Consider the following 14,483-nt stretch of genomic DNA (forward strand, 5'->3'; position numbering starts at 1 on the left):
AACATCATCTATTCCTTATGCAAACTCCCCGCGCTATTTTATTTGATCTTGACGGCACACTCGCCGACACCGCGCCTGATCTTGCCGCAGCGGTAAATCTGATGCGTAGCAAACGTCAATTGACTGAAGTTCCATATCTCAGTCTCCGGCCCTTCGCTTCCGCAGGCGCCAGAGGCTTGCTAGGCGCAGGCTTTGATATCAAACCCGAGCATCCTGATTATGAAGCGATGCGGATTGAATTTCTGGCAAATTACGAGAGCGCTATTGCAGTGCATAGCCAACTGTTTGCTGATGTGCCGCAACTCTTGCAAGGCATAGAAGAACTGGGCTTGCCATGGGGTATCGTGACCAATAAAGCCACGCGTTTTACCATGCCGTTACAACCTTTGCTCGGCTTGCAAAATGCTGCCTGTAGCATTTCTGGCGACACGACACCGCATGCCAAACCCCACCCTGCTCCGTTACTCGAGGCCGCCAGGCAAATCGGCATCAAGCCTGAGGATTGCTGGTATGTAGGCGACGACCTGCGCGACATACAGGCAGGGCAAGCTGCGGGCATGTTCAGCATTGCCGCAGCATGGGGATATTGCGGTGCGACCGAACCAACCCACTGGAAGGCAGATGCAATTCTGGACTCACCTCTGGAGCTGCTGGAACTAATACGCGCCAAACATAGTCACCGAACCACCCCTTGAAATAATCAATATCTACCGCACATCACAGTTACACGTTACAATAACGTTCTGTTTGGGGACGACCTGGTTTCGACAGGGGTTGCAAAGCAGCGCAGGGCATACCGAGGCCTGACTACCTCGTAAATACAATCAGAACTATATAACTGCAAACGATAACTCGTACGCATTAGCAGCTTAATTGCTTGCTAACTCTACACCGTCTCTTCCCTAGGGCGGGCTGGCAACAGCAGTAGAGTCATTCATAGGGAATCGTCTTAAGTTGGGTTACTTAGCTTTAGACTAAATAATAGGTGACTCGTCCAGCCGCAGCGTGTGCGTCCGCGTCGTCTGGATTAAATTAAATGGCAGCACTAAGTATGTAGAACTGTCTGTAGAGTGCTTCTGGACGCGGGTTCGATTCCCGCCGTCTCCACCAATATATCAACGCCAACGGGTCTCCGTTGGCGTTTTTATTTGCGTAATGCCGCGTGTTCGCGGGGGCTGGCGCGGGTGTTTGCGGACTGCGGGCTACCCTCGGAATGAGCACTCGAGGCTGGTTTCCGCTCTCTCCAAGCCGATATTCTCTCCACCTCTCCTTTCCCAAAAAAGCCCAAAGTCCGCAAAGGCCGCCTTCCACCCCCTTATAAATCAATGGTTTACACGCGGACGAATCGACCGGTTTCATTCTGGCATTGGTAGAGCGAATCGTCTTGATTTGAGGGGTAGAACATCTGATATTTATCATAATCCGTTGGTTCGGCCAGCCGTGGGCGCGTTGCAAGCCATCGACTTGATTCGCGTCTGCCTCCCCGCCTGAATCGTGGCATGGCGCTTTTCATTGGCCCACTCCAATGATTGATTTACCACAGACAACAAAATTGCACACCTGACAGTATTGACAGGCGTATCTCGTCCGCCTTTTCAAAATTTGTATCGTTGTGTATTTCCTGCTACGCTTCGCAGCTAATTTACAATAAGGGCAGTTTGTGCGCTTTTGCTTTTCAATCCACAAGGCAATATTCGTTTGCGTGATGCTTACCGGGGGAAGCTCGCCCGCAAGTGCCGACAACCTGAAAATTGGGCGTGACATACAGCAGCAATTGGCCCTCCCGGAAAATAAGATCGACGTCGGCATTGCGGCATTGACCTTCGCCAAGGAAATTTATCCAGATATTGACGTCGCCGCCTATTCGAGAAAAATAGACTTGTTGGCTGACAAAGCACGACAACTTGCCAATGGCACGCAAGACCCGGAACGAAGAATTCGAGTGCTCAATACGGTCCTTTTTCGAATGGAAGGAGTTCATTACGATCATGCACCAGATGCTCGACGCAAGAAGGAATACTATTTTCTGAATGGCATACTGGATACGAAACAGGGCATTTGCTACACGATGCCATTGCTCTATATGGCTGTTGCTCAACGCCTGGGCTATCCGGTGTATCCGGTTCATGCGCCAGATCATCTGTTCGTCCGCTACGTCGATCCTTCCTTCAAACAGCAAAATATCGAGGTGACCAGCGGCGGAAAATATTTCGAAGACGAATGGTATATCCAGGACTTCGCTATCGGGGAAAAGGGACTGTCCAGCGGAAGTTATCTCAGGACCATGACCTATCGAGAGTTTCTTGGAGACATGTTGGGCGCGAACGCATTCATTGTTGGAACAAGAGATGGCGAAAAAGCTATCACATATTATGAAATCGCACGCGAGCGCGACCCGAAATTTGCCGACAATTATTTCAATCTGTCAAATGGGTACCACATCAAAAGCAGAATAGGCATCGCCGGATGGAAAGAGAAATATCAAAAATTGTCTGAACAATATGCGTTGAAGGCGAAAGAACTTGGGTATGTCGATCCCGTTGAAATCGATAAAGTTAGAGGGTTAAAGGGAAAATGAAATTTTTTAAAATGCTTTCAGCCGTATTGCTGAGTTTCGCGTTTTGTTCGATGGCACACGCCACCTATTACGACAAGGAAACCGGTCTTTTTTACAACTACCATCGAGATCTTGATCCGAGTACCGGCCGATATATTGAAAGCGATCCCATCGGACTTAAGGGTGGCATAAATACCTACACCTACGCCTACAACGCACCAACAAAATACACCGATCCGACTGGGGAGTTCGTCCCACTAGTGATTGCCGGCATTTGCTGGGGTGGTGGATGTGAAGCCATCGGAGCGGCATTGGCCGCTACTGCTGTATGGTGGGGAATTCAACATACCCCCGCCATTCCGTCGACTAGCACCCCGGCAAATGCAGGTGGACAATCATGTGTTGAACAGTGCTACCCAATTTTAGAGCGCCCCAAAAAAGGGTGGTGGGATGATTCGAACACATCAGATTTCAATAAATGTATGGCCGCATGCCAGGAAGCAAAAGCCTGTCACAAGTAAGAAAGGATGATCCATGGATAAAGAGATAGCCAAACTCGTTGCGCTTACGGCGTTTCGCAGTTCAGCGGATATTAATAACCTAATTCCGTTTTTGAAAGAACATTGCAGTGAAACAGAATGCCGCGATTTTGGGTTGGCTATTGCAACTGCGTCTGCAGGAATTAGTGAGCACGTATTGACAAAAATTTTTGCTATGTATCCAGATTTGGAGGCAGAGTTTGACATGCAAATCCGTAAATATGGCCGCCCAATCTAGGCCAAATGCGCTTGTGCGGAAAGCATTTTACTGAAATGATTTCCACACAATATGTGTCTCAAGTTCGTTTGAGAGTTGATGATATCCCGACTTTCGACAGGTACCCTTTTTCGCTTTCTGCAGTGCGTAATTTGGACGTCCTCGAACTGCACCCCAATGTCACCTTCCTTGTGGGAGAAAACGGGTCTGGAAAATCCACTCTTCTGGAAGCCATCGCGGTGTCATTCGGATTCAATCCTGAAGGCGGTACGAAGAATTTTGGTTTTAATACCCGAGCATCTCATTCGGAGTTACATAAATTTATTCGCCTATCTAAAGGCGTCAAATTTCCTCGGACCGGATTCTTCCTTCGCGCCGAAAGTTTCTTTAATCTTGCGACAGAAATCGAAAGATTAGATGCTGAACCAGGCGGGCCTCCAATAATTGATTACTACGGTGGCAAATCACTACATGAACAATCTCATGGGGAATCGTTTTGGGCTCTCCTGATGAATCGATTCGGCGGACAAGGGTTCTACGTGCTTGACGAACCTGAAGCCGCGTTGTCCCCGCAACGTCAGCTCGCAACGCTTGCCAGAATTCATGAACTTGTCAATGACGAGTCTCAATTTATCATTGCAACTCATTCGCCGATTTTGATGGCGTATCCAAACGCGTATATCTATGGTTTTTCGGAACACGGCATTGAACGTCTTACCCTTGAAGAAACGGAGCATTACCAGGTCATGCATGACTTCGTAATGAATCCGAAGCGAATGCTTGATGAACTTCTCGACTCGTCAAAACATGGCGACGGCTAAGATAATTTCTGTCGGGGCATCCCAACAGCAAAGGAGCAATCGTTGAGGTACGCACGTTGACGGACAACACAAAATTATTTTCCCCCGGCTTCTTCGGCCGCTTTTTCAATCGCTCGCCCAATTGGGAACTCCATCTTTCCGCTCCAACATCAACACTCGTTTTCGACGGGCAGAAAACAGCCATAGACCTGCAAGCGATATTGTCGGCGCGAGTCGAAGATGGCTACGTCTGGAGCATGATCGCGATTGGCCCGTGGCGACTCGAAGGCCTGACAATAGACCGACGCGTTGAACTTGGCAAAACGGCTCAATATTTAGCCGAGCAGCTTCGCCGACAACAGGAGAACGAGGCTCGTCGAAAGGAAGCCGAAGAGCTGGCGCGCCTGAAACTGGAAGAAGAGGAGCGCCGCATCAAGGCCGAGATCGCGCGACTCCGCGCTGAATTCGAAAAACTCGTACCCTCGCTTGATCGCCTGTCTGCCGCCTACAACGAATTGCTGGGCCGGGGTTGGTATATACGGGAATATTTGCGGAATGACTTTCTCTCGAAATGCCAAGGTGATATTGAAGTCCTACCAGCCCTGGCGACGGTTCTCGATCACCCGCTCTTTCAACATGAAAAGAAGGCAGCAGCCCACGCTGCGCATCGCCGACTTGCACGCGCACTGACATCGCCCTTCGCTGGCATAAAAGATTACAACGACCAGTTCATCAATGCCGAGAAAGTCCAGTGGGCGGATTTTTTCAAAAACGTGGAAAAATCGGAACTCACCGACGAGCAGCAGATTGCATCCATCGTTCACGAGGACAGGAATCTGCTAGTCGCTGCAGCAGGTTCCGGAAAAAGCTCTACGCTTGTTGCCAAGGTCGGGTATGCGATCAAGAAAGGCTACATCAAGCCGGAACAAGTATTGGCACTGGCATTCAACAACGATGCTGCCAAAGAGCTCTCCGAGCGGCTCGACAAGCGCCTGAAGCTGCCGATCAAGGCGCAGACATTTCACAGCTTGGGCAACGAAATCATCAAAAATACGCTTGGGCGAAGGTCTTTGCTTACGAATAACAGTAGTGAACTGCAGAAATTGCTCGACACACTGTTGATTGACAGTCCTGGCTACCGCACCCTGTTCTATTTGTATCATGCGGCGTTCTGCATCACTGAACCTGAGCAGGAGCATACTTCCGTCCAAGCATATGAGACCTATATTCGACGTGTCGGTGAATTCGATAAGGATAGGAAAATCTGGGGGGTGCCGACGTTGCGCGGCGGAGTGGTACGCTCGTTCGAGGAATTGTCGATCGCGAACTGGCTACACGTACAAGGCATTGAATATCGCTATGAATCATTCTACCCACATGATGTAACGCATCTTGGGTGGACCAAATACGAACCCGATTTTTGCTACGTTCTGCCGGACGGGCGAACTATCTACCACGAGCACTTCGCACTCCGCCCTGACGGAACTTCGCCGTTTGGCCAATCGTATGTCGAAAGCGCAAAACAGAAGCGCGCGCTCCACAAAAAATATGGAACGCTCTGTTTTGAAACCACCAGTGCCGGCTTCAAGAATGGTCGTATCTTCACCGACTTGCAGGCCGCACTTGATGCGCACGGCATCCCGTTTGCTCCGATGACGCATGAAGCAATCGCCGACACCCTCAAGGGAAATCCACTCAAGGAATTTACTAAATTAGCTGGCGCGCTCATTGCCCACGCCAAGGAGGGTGGGCTCACCGAGGAGTCGATACGCCAGCGAGCGCAGAAATTGCGAAACCAGTTGAGAACCCAAAGTTTTCTGGCGCTTTTTTTCCCGCTATGGGAGAAATACGAGGAATATCTCAAGCGCACGCGGAAAATCGATTTCGCCGATATGATTGGCGAAGCGGCGGCCTTGGCATCCAGGAAAGAATTTCCGTCGCCATATAAATTCATCCTGGTTGACGAGTTTCAGGACATTTCGCGAGGACGTGCCAATCTGGTTCGCGCGCTCCTCGACCTGCATCCGGACTCTGTTCTTTTTGGTGTCGGTGATGACTGGCAATCAATTAATGGCTTTGCCGGGTCGGATCTCTCGATCATGCGTCAATTCGAAACCGAATTTGGACGCTCTGCAACGAATTACCTGAGCCTCACCTTCCGGAGCAATCAAGGTATCAGCAACGTCGCGGCGATGTTCGTTTCCGAAAATGGCGCGCAAATAAAGAAATCGGTCAAATCCATCCAACCCAAAACAAAAGATGTGGTTCGGCTGACGGAATTCAACGGGCTCGACGACCAGCGAAAAAAAATCGCTTCGAAATTGGGAGAATTGGCTGAGAAAGCTTCCATTGAAAATCGTGTGATCTCCGTCATGTTACTGGGTCGCTATAAGTACACGACGACCGAGGCGATCACGGATGAGCAGGTAAAGGAATGGAATCTTACCTTTGCGGGGCGTCTCAAAATAATCCGCAAGGAGAAAAAGAAAGACGGAGAGATTGTCGACGCGGCTCTCGATACAGTTCACAGTTCCAAAGGCCTCGAATCCGATTTTGTACTGGTCCATAGCCTTCAGGCGCCGTTCCAGGGGTTTCCCTGCAACATTGAAGACGATCCATTGCTGACATTGGTACTTCCAGACCGGGAACCATTCTCATACGCAGAAGATCGCCGGCTTTTCTATGTAGCGCTCACTCGCGCCAAGGAAGAAGTCACGCTATTCGTTTCGCGAGGTCAGGCATCTCCTTTTGCCATCGAGCTACTTGGGAAAAAATATCGGGGAATGGTGACATTCGAAGGCCTGCTCAATCCGCCGGAGATCTGTACGACATGCGGGCAAGGCTACTATGTTCCTCGACCTGGTAAGCGTGGACCATTTCTTGGATGTTCCTCTTTTCCGACAACTAAGTGCAACGGATCTAAAGATATGCCTCTGACGATGGTGGCGTAGTGAGCACGGCTCGCAATATTTGGCGAATGCGTGACTCGGGACAACATCCTACAACCGAAGCCGTTGCTCGTCCCACAGCGCCGGCGGGTCAACCGCCAGATCGAACAAAGTGATGTGATCCGGCAGAGCATTGTCGAGAATGGCATTGACGATGTCCGGCGCCAGCGTGGTCAGGTTGACCATCCGACTGACGTAGCTGTTATCAACACCTTCCTTTGCGGCGAGTTCCTTCAGCGACCTGACCTCGCCGGAATCCAGCATGGCGAGCCAACGATGCCCGCGAGCAAGCGCAAGTTGCAGCGGCGTCGCGGCACAATCCCATGGTCGCGGCTTGGCCGTTTCACCACTGGGCAGCGTGACGAGCTTACGGCCACTACGGCGCTTGATGCGGATCGGGACCGAGATCGTGAGTCGGCCGGAGCTATCCGGGATCACCTCGGGAGCGCCAGTCTGGTCGATGCGAGTTTCGCTCATACCATTTCCTCCTCAACCGGCTCGGTTGCTTCCGGGTGTAATTCCAGCGCCAGGCGCTCGATGCCGTTCGCATGCAGTCTGAGTTCGATGTCATCCGGCGAAACCACCACCTTTTCCACCAGCAGCCGCACGATGCGAATCTGCTCGGCTGGAAATAGCTGATCCCAGATCTGGTCGAGCCGCGTCATCGCCACTGTGATCAGCGCCTCGTCAAGCGTGGCATCCAGTTCGACGGCCCGGGCGACAACGTCCCCCAGCAGGCTTGGCGAGCGCAGCGTCGCACGCAACTGATCTAGCACCGCCGACTCCAGTTCGGCTGCCGGCAGGCGCGGCAAACCCGATGCTCCCGCATGTTCTTTCGCGTCCCGCTGCGGAATGTAGTAACGGTACCGGCGTCCGGTTTTCTTTGTCGTATGCCATGGAGACAATGCGCGCCCGTCATTGCCGAATACGATGCCCTTGAGCAGGAATGGCACCGTCGCCCGAGTCGCATTGGCACGCACATGGCTATTGCTGGCCAGAATCGACTGCACATCGTCCCATGTCTTGCGGTCGACGATTGGAGGGTGCTCCGCCTGATACCACTGTTCCTTGTGCCGCAGCTCGCCGAGATAGGTGCGGTTGCCGAGCAGTTTGTAGATCAAACTCTTGTCGATAGGCTTGCCCTCGCGCACCTTGCCCTCCTGCGTGACCCAGGCTTTAGAGGTCACTCCATCGAGACGCAATTCCTTTACCAGCAACGTCGACGACCCCAGTTCGACGAATCGCTTGAAAATATGCCGGATGATTTTGGCTTCGCGCTCGTTGGCCACGAGCCTTCGGTTCTCGACGTCGTACCCGAGCGGCGGCACGCCACCCATCCACATTCCCTTGCGCTTGCTGGCGGCAATCTTGTCCCGGATGCGCTCAAAATACCAGGGATGAAGTCAGGATGATGGGCGGCGACGGGCAGATTGTCGGCGCGCTGGCCGCGCAACCTGGCATGAAACAGACGTGCTACGTGGCGCAGTGCGTCACTTTCGAGCCGCGCTACTACACACGGGACAACAAAACGGGAGGAGCGCCGAGCGACACGGTGACGCTGATGCGAGATTGCAAAGCCGGGGACAGCACGCCGCATGTAGCCACCGGCATGCAAGTGCGTCGCTTGACGCCCATGGAATGCGAGCGCCTGCAGGGTTTTCCGGACAACTATACCTTGATACCTGTGCGCGGCAAACCTGCTGCCGATGGCCCACGCTACAAAGCCTGCGGCAATTCCATGGCGGTGCCGGTGATGCGTTGGTTAGGGCGTCGAATTCAAAGATTCTTACTCTGACAGGCCACGATCTCTCGACAATGCTGCACGAATCTCGCCCATTGTCATCGACCTTCCGGTCGACTGCAGAACACTTAAGGTTGCTTGCGGTATACCGATACCTATGCGCCCCTCCCTTCGAAAAGGCTCTAACGCCACATTCCATTTGGTCACAAGGCATCGCCATAAATGCCAATGATCAACCATTATTTGTGTTTTTGACAAATAAAACTCAAAAATCTAATAGACAAATTTGAAAAATCACGCAACAAAGCCGAATACTGTATATTTCTACAGTATTCATTTTTTAGTCATTGCCTGTTGGTATTTCGTCACATGCAATGCCTAATTACGCAAGGCAGTGTCAAACAGTGGGAAATCTGCGCAGATGTCTACACACGGCTTCAAACATTGTAGAAATGATCCCACTGGTGAGACTCTCCAGTTTTTCGTCGCAACCGGCAGGGGAAAGTGAACTACTGGCGAAGGTCTCCAGTTATAATTAAACACATGAGGAAAAACACAATATTAAAAGGCGTTCAGGCCCACTTTTCAGGACACGAGACGTTTCCGCTTCGTCAAATGTGGCTTAAAAAAGCCTTTGACCAAGCGAAGTCGGAGGGCGTCATCCTGAAATCAACATTCACCGACGACAATGCGATCGCCGAGTTCGGTGTTGGCAAAAACATGGTCGCTTCGATCCGGCATTGGGCGTTGGCCTGCAACGTGATGACGGAGGAAGGTGCGCCGAGCAGCGCCTACAAAGTCACCAACGCCGCCAACGCCATCTTGAAAGACGGCGGATTGGACCCCTATTCAGAGAACCCCACCACCGCTTGGTATGCGCATTGGTGGCTCGCAGGAAAAGGGAATCGGGCGACCACTTGGAAGTGGCTCTTCAACCATGTGACCACTCCAACATTCTCGCGTGAGGATCTAGAAGCGCCATTGGCCGAATATGCGCGAAGCTTGGATCCTAATCGCAAGCTGTCTCCCGCGACCTTGTCGCGCGATATCGAAACATGTCTTCGCGGCTATGCTCCACGGTCCGCAGGCGGCTCGCCCGAGGACTACGCCGAACCCATGCTTGGCGAACTAGGACTGATCTTTGAAGAACGTAAAGGCCACTTCGCCTTCCGTCGAGGCCCAAAGGCCACGTTGCATGACGGCATGTTCGCCTACGCGCTTCTGGATTTTTGGGAATCGGCCGCGCCGGGGCTAAGCTCACTTGCCTTTGAAACCATCGCATTCGGCGAAGGGTCGCCCGGACGCGTATTCAAACTCGACGAGGACTCAATCGCCGAGCGTCTTCTGGCGCTTGAGGATCTCACTCGCGGTACGCTTTCTTGGACCGACACAGCAGGCCTGAGGCAAGTCCATCGAAACATCAACAAGACTGAGAAACTCAGCGAACGAATGATCGAGAGGGCCTATGCCTGACGCACAAGACATTAAACTCTCAGACATCGTCCACGTTTCACGCCACTACCAACGCTCAATACGCATCGACATCGATCTTGGCCGCCCCGACGCGTTGGATGGCTACATCTGCCATGGAACGGCGACCACCGTTTTAAGCAGCATGACCAAGCAACTGCTGGAGAGCAATCAGCGAGCATTCACCTGGACCGGCCCCTTCGGCGGCGGCAAATCGTCTCTGGCCGTGGCGTTCGCGAGCGCGCTTGGATCGGACAAGCATTTGCGCGCAAAAGCTCGCGATGTCTTGAAGCTGGACGAGATCCCCTCGTTTGATCAGGCTCTGCCTTGCCGCAAGGGTTGGTTGACCATCCCCATCGTTGGCAAACGCGCGAGCGTCATATCTGATCTCGCCAAAGGTCTGCGTCGAGCGCAGGGGCTTGGACATGACGGACGGAAGACCAATCCCACGACCCTTATCGCCGACATTTGCGAAGCTGCCGACGCAAAAAGGAATGATGGCGTTCTGATCATCATCGATGAGATGGGCAAGTTTCTCGAAGCCTCCGCGCTAGGCCTGGGCGACGATGTATATTTTTTCCAGGAACTCGCGGAAGCTGCGGCGCGGACCACTGGCAAGGTTGTCGTCATTGGCATCCTTCACCAATCGTTCAGCCAATATGCCGCTCGGCTTGGCATTGGAACACGCGACGACTGGATCAAAGTTCAGGGACGATATTCAGATATTCCGTTGGTGGCTGCGAGCGACGAGGTTGTGGAGTTGATTGGGCGTGCCATCCGTGCCGATGTCATTCCCACCTGGATGATGCCTGCGTCCATTGAGATCGCGGATTCCATCCGAGCGCGACGCCCTGCCGTTGGAGATCGCTTCTCCAGCAGCCTGCATGCCTGCTGGCCACTACATCCGACCATGGCCGCGCTGCTTGGCCCGATCTCCAAGCGACAATTTGGACAAAATGAACGCAGCACATTCGGTTTTTTGGCATCGGTCGAACCATCGGGATTCCGCTCCTATCTTGAATCCACGCCAAAACTGCAATCGTCCTGGTATCGCCCTAGCGATTATTGGGACTATTTGCGCGCCAACTTGGAGCCTGCGATCCTCTCGTCCCCGGACGGCCACCGCTGGGCTCAGGCCGTGGAGGCGGTCGAGCGCACCGAAGCAAAAACTACCGATGCGTTGCACGTCGAACTCATCAAAAACATTGCCGTAATCGACCTTTTCCGCAATGGGTCGGGACTTGCCGCCGAGTCAATCGTCCTCAAATCGCTTTTCTACGACCACACGCTTGATCAGGTCGAGGCTGCCCTGGAACAGCTTTCCAAGTGGCGAGTGATCCTGTTCAAAAAGCACATCAGCGCGTGGTCCGTCTTCGAAGGCAGCGATTTCGATATCGACAACGCCATTTCGCAAGCTCGAGCTGGGATGTCTGGCGTCGACTTCTCCTTGCTTGAAAGCCTGACCAATCTCTATCCGGTCATCGCCAAGAGGCATTATCACGAAACAGGCACGATGCGGTGGATGAACATGGCGCTTTGCCGTTTGGATGATGTCCAACGTATCGCCACCAAATTCAAGCCCCACAATGGTGAATTCGGCCTATTTCTTCTGGCATTACCCGGATCGAATACAAACAACAAGGCTGCGCTCCGAAAATGCCATGAGCATTCAAGAATGGAGCCATCGCCTGTCGTCATTGGCATACCCCGCAACCATGCGAAGATCGAAGATCTTGGTTTCGAACTTCTCGCGCTCCAAATTGTGCAGTCGCGCCACGAACTCAATGGCGATCCTGTCGCACGCCGCGAAGTCCAAGCTCGAATTTCGTCGGTTCGCGCGCATCTGGAAGAGCAGCTTCGCGAAGCAGTGACCAACGCTCGATGGATTGCTGGCGAGGATGAGATTGACACCAGCGGGCGACTATCTCCAGTTGCGTCGGACTTGGCCGACGCCGTCTACCCATCCGCTCCCGAACTGTGGAGCGAGCTATTGAATCGCGACAGCCCTTCAAGCAACAGCGTCAAAGCTCGCCGCGACCTGCTCTACTGCATGCTTGATCATGAAGAGGAAGAGAATCTCGGCGTTGCGGGATATCCGGCCGAGCGTGGTCTCTATGAGACGCTGCTTCGAACCACGGGCCTGCATCGGCAGGACTCCAATGGAACGTGGCGCCTCTTGCCGCCAGACGGCCAGCACGCTCCGACCTTTACCCCTCTTTGGAATGAGACGCGCAAGCTCTTCGTCGATTCGAACACAAGGGTAAGAGTCTCTGAAATGCATGGCCTCTGGGCGACGCCTCCTTATGGTGTCCGCAGAGGTGTCATGCCGGTGATCTTCACGGCGTTCCTGCTTGCCCATAAAGGCAATCTTGCCTTGTATAAGGATGGCATGTTCATTCCGCGCGTGACCGATGCGGACATTGACGAATACCTTCAAGATTCATCACGCTTTTCCATGCGCTGGATTTTGATCGATCAAGAAAAGGCAAACATCCTTTCCGGCATCTCCGACATTCTTGCCGAGGTAGGCGCGTCTGCGAGTACTCGCGATCCATTGGAAGCCGCGCGCAGCCTCGTGGCTCTGGTCTTTGGCTTGCCCGCATGGAGCCAGCGCACCCATACAATCAGCGACATTGCTCGGGACGTGCGCGACACGCTGCTTAAAGCCAGCGACCCACACAAGGTCTTGTTCATCGACCTGGCGGCGCTTCTCGAAAACAAAGGCGGCCGGTCGTATGTCGACGCTCTTCGGAACCCTGTCGCCGAGATCGCCGGAGCCTACGACAACTTGCTTGCGCGCATACAGACTTCTATGCTCGAAGCTCTCGACGCACCAGCCGATAAGCTAGATCGTTTGCGCGCTCGCGCCGAAGTTTTGAATGGCGTGACCGGCGACCTGCGTCAAGATGCTTTCGCCGCGCGATTGGCAAAGCATGATGGAAGCAAAGAAAGCATCGAAGGCATTCTTAGCCTTGCTGCCAATAAGCCTCCGCGCGACTGGAACGATCGCGATATCGACCACGCTCTTTTGGATATCGCGCAAGCCGCCCTTCGATTCCGACAGGCCGAAGCCTTCGTGTCCGTCAAAGGTCGCAAGCCGACTAGCGAGGCCTTCGCGGTAGTCATCGGCGCCGGCGCTCAAACCCGCACTGTATCTCGCTCGTTTTCCATTCCAGATCGGCATCGCGATGCCGTTGATTCGATGGCTGAAAGATTAGCGGCGACCCTGATGGCAGAAGGCCATAGCACAGAAATATTGCTTGCTGCCCTGGCGAAAGCTGGAATGCGTTTGACTCTTGAAGACGACGCAAAAATGGAGAGGTCCCATGGCTGAAAAGCATGTTCTCGGAATATCCGGCGGCAAGGACAGCGCAGCCCTGGCCGTTTTTGTGCGCCAGAACTACCCTGAGCTCGAAGTTGAATATTTTTTCACCGATACCGGTAAAGAACTGCCTGAAGTCTATGAGTTCCTTGGCCGTCTCGAAGGGTTCCTTGGCAAACCTATCGCCAGGCTGAACCCGCGCCGCGATTTCGATTTCTGGTTGCGCGAATACAAACATTTCCTACCATCGGCTCAAACCCGCTGGTGCACTAGGCAATTGAAGCTTGCGCCATTCGAGCAATGGATACGGCCGATGTTGGCTGCCGGGGACACGGTAACGACTTACGTCGCGATCCGTGCCGACGAAGAATACCGCGAGGGCTATACATCCAAACATGAGAACTTGAAGGTTCGTCTTCCTTTTCGCGAAGCCGGGATCGACAAGAAGAGTGTGATGGATATCCTGGAATCGTCCGGCGTGGGCGTCCCGAAATATTATGATTGGCGTTCTCGCAGCGGATGCACGTTCTGCTTCTTCCAGCAAAAGATTGAATGGGTGCGGCTCAAAGAACGCCACCCCGACGCCTTTGAAGAAGCCAAGCAATACGAGAAGAATGCACTTGAGCACGGCTCGCCATTTACGTGGACCCAAGGCGAGCCGCTAGACGAGCTGGAGAAGCCCGCCCGCGTCATCCAGATCGTCACCGACTTCGAGCGCCGCAAACAAAGGGACTTAGCCAACAGGCCAATCAACCCTCTGCGCCCCGTCGAAACCCTCGAGGACATCGACGATATCTACGGAGAGGATGAGGGCAATGGTGCCTGCGTGGTTTGCCATAAATAGTTCTTTCTTGAATATCGCCGGGCACCTAGAACAACTCTGAGATAT

12 protein-coding genes and 1 other RNA gene are annotated in these 14,483 nt (G+C 53.1%); 11 read left to right on the forward strand and 2 right to left on the reverse strand.

Annotation, left to right across the window (positions count from 1 at the left end):
- Nucleotides 1-17: 17 nt before the first annotated feature.
- From ACO0LE_RS06910 to ACO0LE_RS06940, 7 genes are all read left to right on the forward strand, one after another.
- On the forward strand, nt 18-695 hold the full coding sequence (locus ACO0LE_RS06910; RefSeq protein ID WP_422959679.1) for an HAD family hydrolase: 678 nt from the start codon (nt 18-20) through the stop codon (nt 693-695).
- A 54-nt stretch (nt 696-749) separates the two neighbouring features.
- Nucleotides 750-1,110, forward strand: a transfer-messenger RNA (tmRNA) gene (gene ssrA / locus ACO0LE_RS06915).
- 550 nt (nt 1,111-1,660) lie between these two features.
- Nucleotides 1,661-2,578, forward strand: a complete 918-nt coding sequence (locus ACO0LE_RS06920) for a transglutaminase family protein (RefSeq protein WP_422959680.1) — start codon at nt 1,661-1,663, stop codon at nt 2,576-2,578.
- Nucleotides 2,575-3,078 (forward strand): RHS repeat domain-containing protein, encoded by a 504-nt coding sequence (locus ACO0LE_RS06925; RefSeq protein WP_422959681.1) that lies wholly within the window; start codon nt 2,575-2,577, stop codon nt 3,076-3,078. The genes ACO0LE_RS06920 and ACO0LE_RS06925 overlap by 4 nt, the downstream gene beginning before the upstream one ends.
- A 13-nt stretch (nt 3,079-3,091) precedes the next feature.
- The gene (locus ACO0LE_RS06930) at nt 3,092-3,334 is read left to right on the forward strand and encodes a hypothetical protein (protein WP_422959682.1); all 243 of its coding nucleotides are present in this window, start codon (nt 3,092-3,094) and stop codon (nt 3,332-3,334) included.
- Between the two features lie 35 nt (nt 3,335-3,369).
- A complete protein-coding gene (locus ACO0LE_RS06935) occupies nt 3,370-4,134 on the forward strand; it encodes an AAA family ATPase (RefSeq protein WP_422959683.1) in 765 nt (254 codons plus the stop codon).
- Between the two features lie 56 nt (nt 4,135-4,190).
- Nucleotides 4,191-7,064 (forward strand): UvrD-helicase domain-containing protein, encoded by a 2,874-nt coding sequence (locus tag ACO0LE_RS06940; protein ID WP_422959684.1) that lies wholly within the window; start codon nt 4,191-4,193, stop codon nt 7,062-7,064.
- Between the two features lie 48 nt (nt 7,065-7,112).
- Here the strand turns inward: ACO0LE_RS06940 and ACO0LE_RS06945 are convergent, their stop codons facing one another.
- Together ACO0LE_RS06945 and ACO0LE_RS06950 are read right to left on the reverse strand one after the other, a co-directional pair.
- Nucleotides 7,113-7,538: a LacI family transcriptional regulator gene (locus tag ACO0LE_RS06945; RefSeq protein ID WP_422959685.1), complete on the reverse strand. Its 426-nt coding sequence runs from the start codon at nt 7,536-7,538 to the stop codon at nt 7,113-7,115.
- Complete coding sequence (locus ACO0LE_RS06950) at nt 7,535-8,398, reverse strand: recombinase family protein (RefSeq protein ID WP_422959686.1); 864 nt, start codon at nt 8,396-8,398, stop codon at nt 7,535-7,537. Before ACO0LE_RS06950 ends, ACO0LE_RS06945 begins: the two co-directional genes overlap by 4 nt.
- Nucleotides 8,399-8,520: 122 nt before the next feature.
- Between ACO0LE_RS06950 and ACO0LE_RS06955 the strand changes: the two genes are divergently transcribed.
- The 4 genes from ACO0LE_RS06955 to ACO0LE_RS06970 all read left to right on the forward strand — a co-directional run bounded on the left by ACO0LE_RS06955 (nt 8,521) and on the right by ACO0LE_RS06970 (nt 14,438).
- A complete protein-coding gene (locus ACO0LE_RS06955) occupies nt 8,521-8,856 on the forward strand; it encodes a DNA cytosine methyltransferase (protein ID WP_422959687.1) in 336 nt (111 codons plus the stop codon).
- Between the two features lie 489 nt (nt 8,857-9,345).
- A complete protein-coding gene (locus tag ACO0LE_RS06960) occupies nt 9,346-10,275 on the forward strand; it encodes a DUF4007 family protein (protein ID WP_422959688.1) in 930 nt (309 codons plus the stop codon).
- On the forward strand, nt 10,268-13,606 hold the full coding sequence (locus tag ACO0LE_RS06965) for an ATP-binding protein (RefSeq protein WP_422959689.1): 3,339 nt from the start codon (nt 10,268-10,270) through the stop codon (nt 13,604-13,606). The genes ACO0LE_RS06960 and ACO0LE_RS06965 overlap by 8 nt, the downstream gene beginning before the upstream one ends.
- Nucleotides 13,599-14,438, forward strand: coding sequence for a phosphoadenosine phosphosulfate reductase family protein (locus ACO0LE_RS06970; RefSeq protein ID WP_422959690.1), 840 nt, complete (start codon nt 13,599-13,601; stop codon nt 14,436-14,438). The genes ACO0LE_RS06965 and ACO0LE_RS06970 overlap by 8 nt, the downstream gene beginning before the upstream one ends.
- Nucleotides 14,439-14,483 lie beyond the last annotated feature (45 nt).

It is taken from the genome of Undibacterium sp. Xuan67W (assembly GCF_049340165.1).
Lineage (GTDB): Bacteria > Pseudomonadota > Gammaproteobacteria > Burkholderiales > Burkholderiaceae_D > Undibacterium.

What these genes read in the sequence shown, in the direction of transcription:
- ACO0LE_RS06910 (WP_422959679.1), top strand. Translation starts at nt 18, where the DNA reads ATGCAAACTCCCCGCGCTATTTTATTTGATCTTGACGGCACACTCGCC.
- ACO0LE_RS06925 (WP_422959681.1), top strand. Translation starts at nt 2,575, where the DNA reads ATGAAATTTTTTAAAATGCTTTCAGCCGTATTGCTGAGTTTCGCGTTT.
- ACO0LE_RS06930 (WP_422959682.1), top strand. Translation starts at nt 3,092, where the DNA reads ATGGATAAAGAGATAGCCAAACTCGTTGCGCTTACGGCGTTTCGCAGT.
- ACO0LE_RS06935 (WP_422959683.1), top strand. Translation starts at nt 3,370, where the DNA reads ATGATTTCCACACAATATGTGTCTCAAGTTCGTTTGAGAGTTGATGAT.
- ACO0LE_RS06945 (WP_422959685.1), bottom strand. Translation starts at nt 7,538, where the DNA reads ATGAGCGAAACTCGCATCGACCAGACTGGCGCTCCCGAGGTGATCCCG.
- ACO0LE_RS06950 (WP_422959686.1), bottom strand. Translation starts at nt 8,398, where the DNA reads ATGGGTGGCGTGCCGCCGCTCGGGTACGACGTCGAGAACCGAAGGCTC.
- ACO0LE_RS06955 (WP_422959687.1), top strand. Translation starts at nt 8,521, where the DNA reads ATGAAACAGACGTGCTACGTGGCGCAGTGCGTCACTTTCGAGCCGCGC.
- ACO0LE_RS06960 (WP_422959688.1), top strand. Translation starts at nt 9,346, where the DNA reads ATGAGGAAAAACACAATATTAAAAGGCGTTCAGGCCCACTTTTCAGGA.
- ACO0LE_RS06965 (WP_422959689.1), top strand. Translation starts at nt 10,268, where the DNA reads ATGCCTGACGCACAAGACATTAAACTCTCAGACATCGTCCACGTTTCA.
- ACO0LE_RS06970 (WP_422959690.1), top strand. Translation starts at nt 13,599, where the DNA reads ATGGCTGAAAAGCATGTTCTCGGAATATCCGGCGGCAAGGACAGCGCA.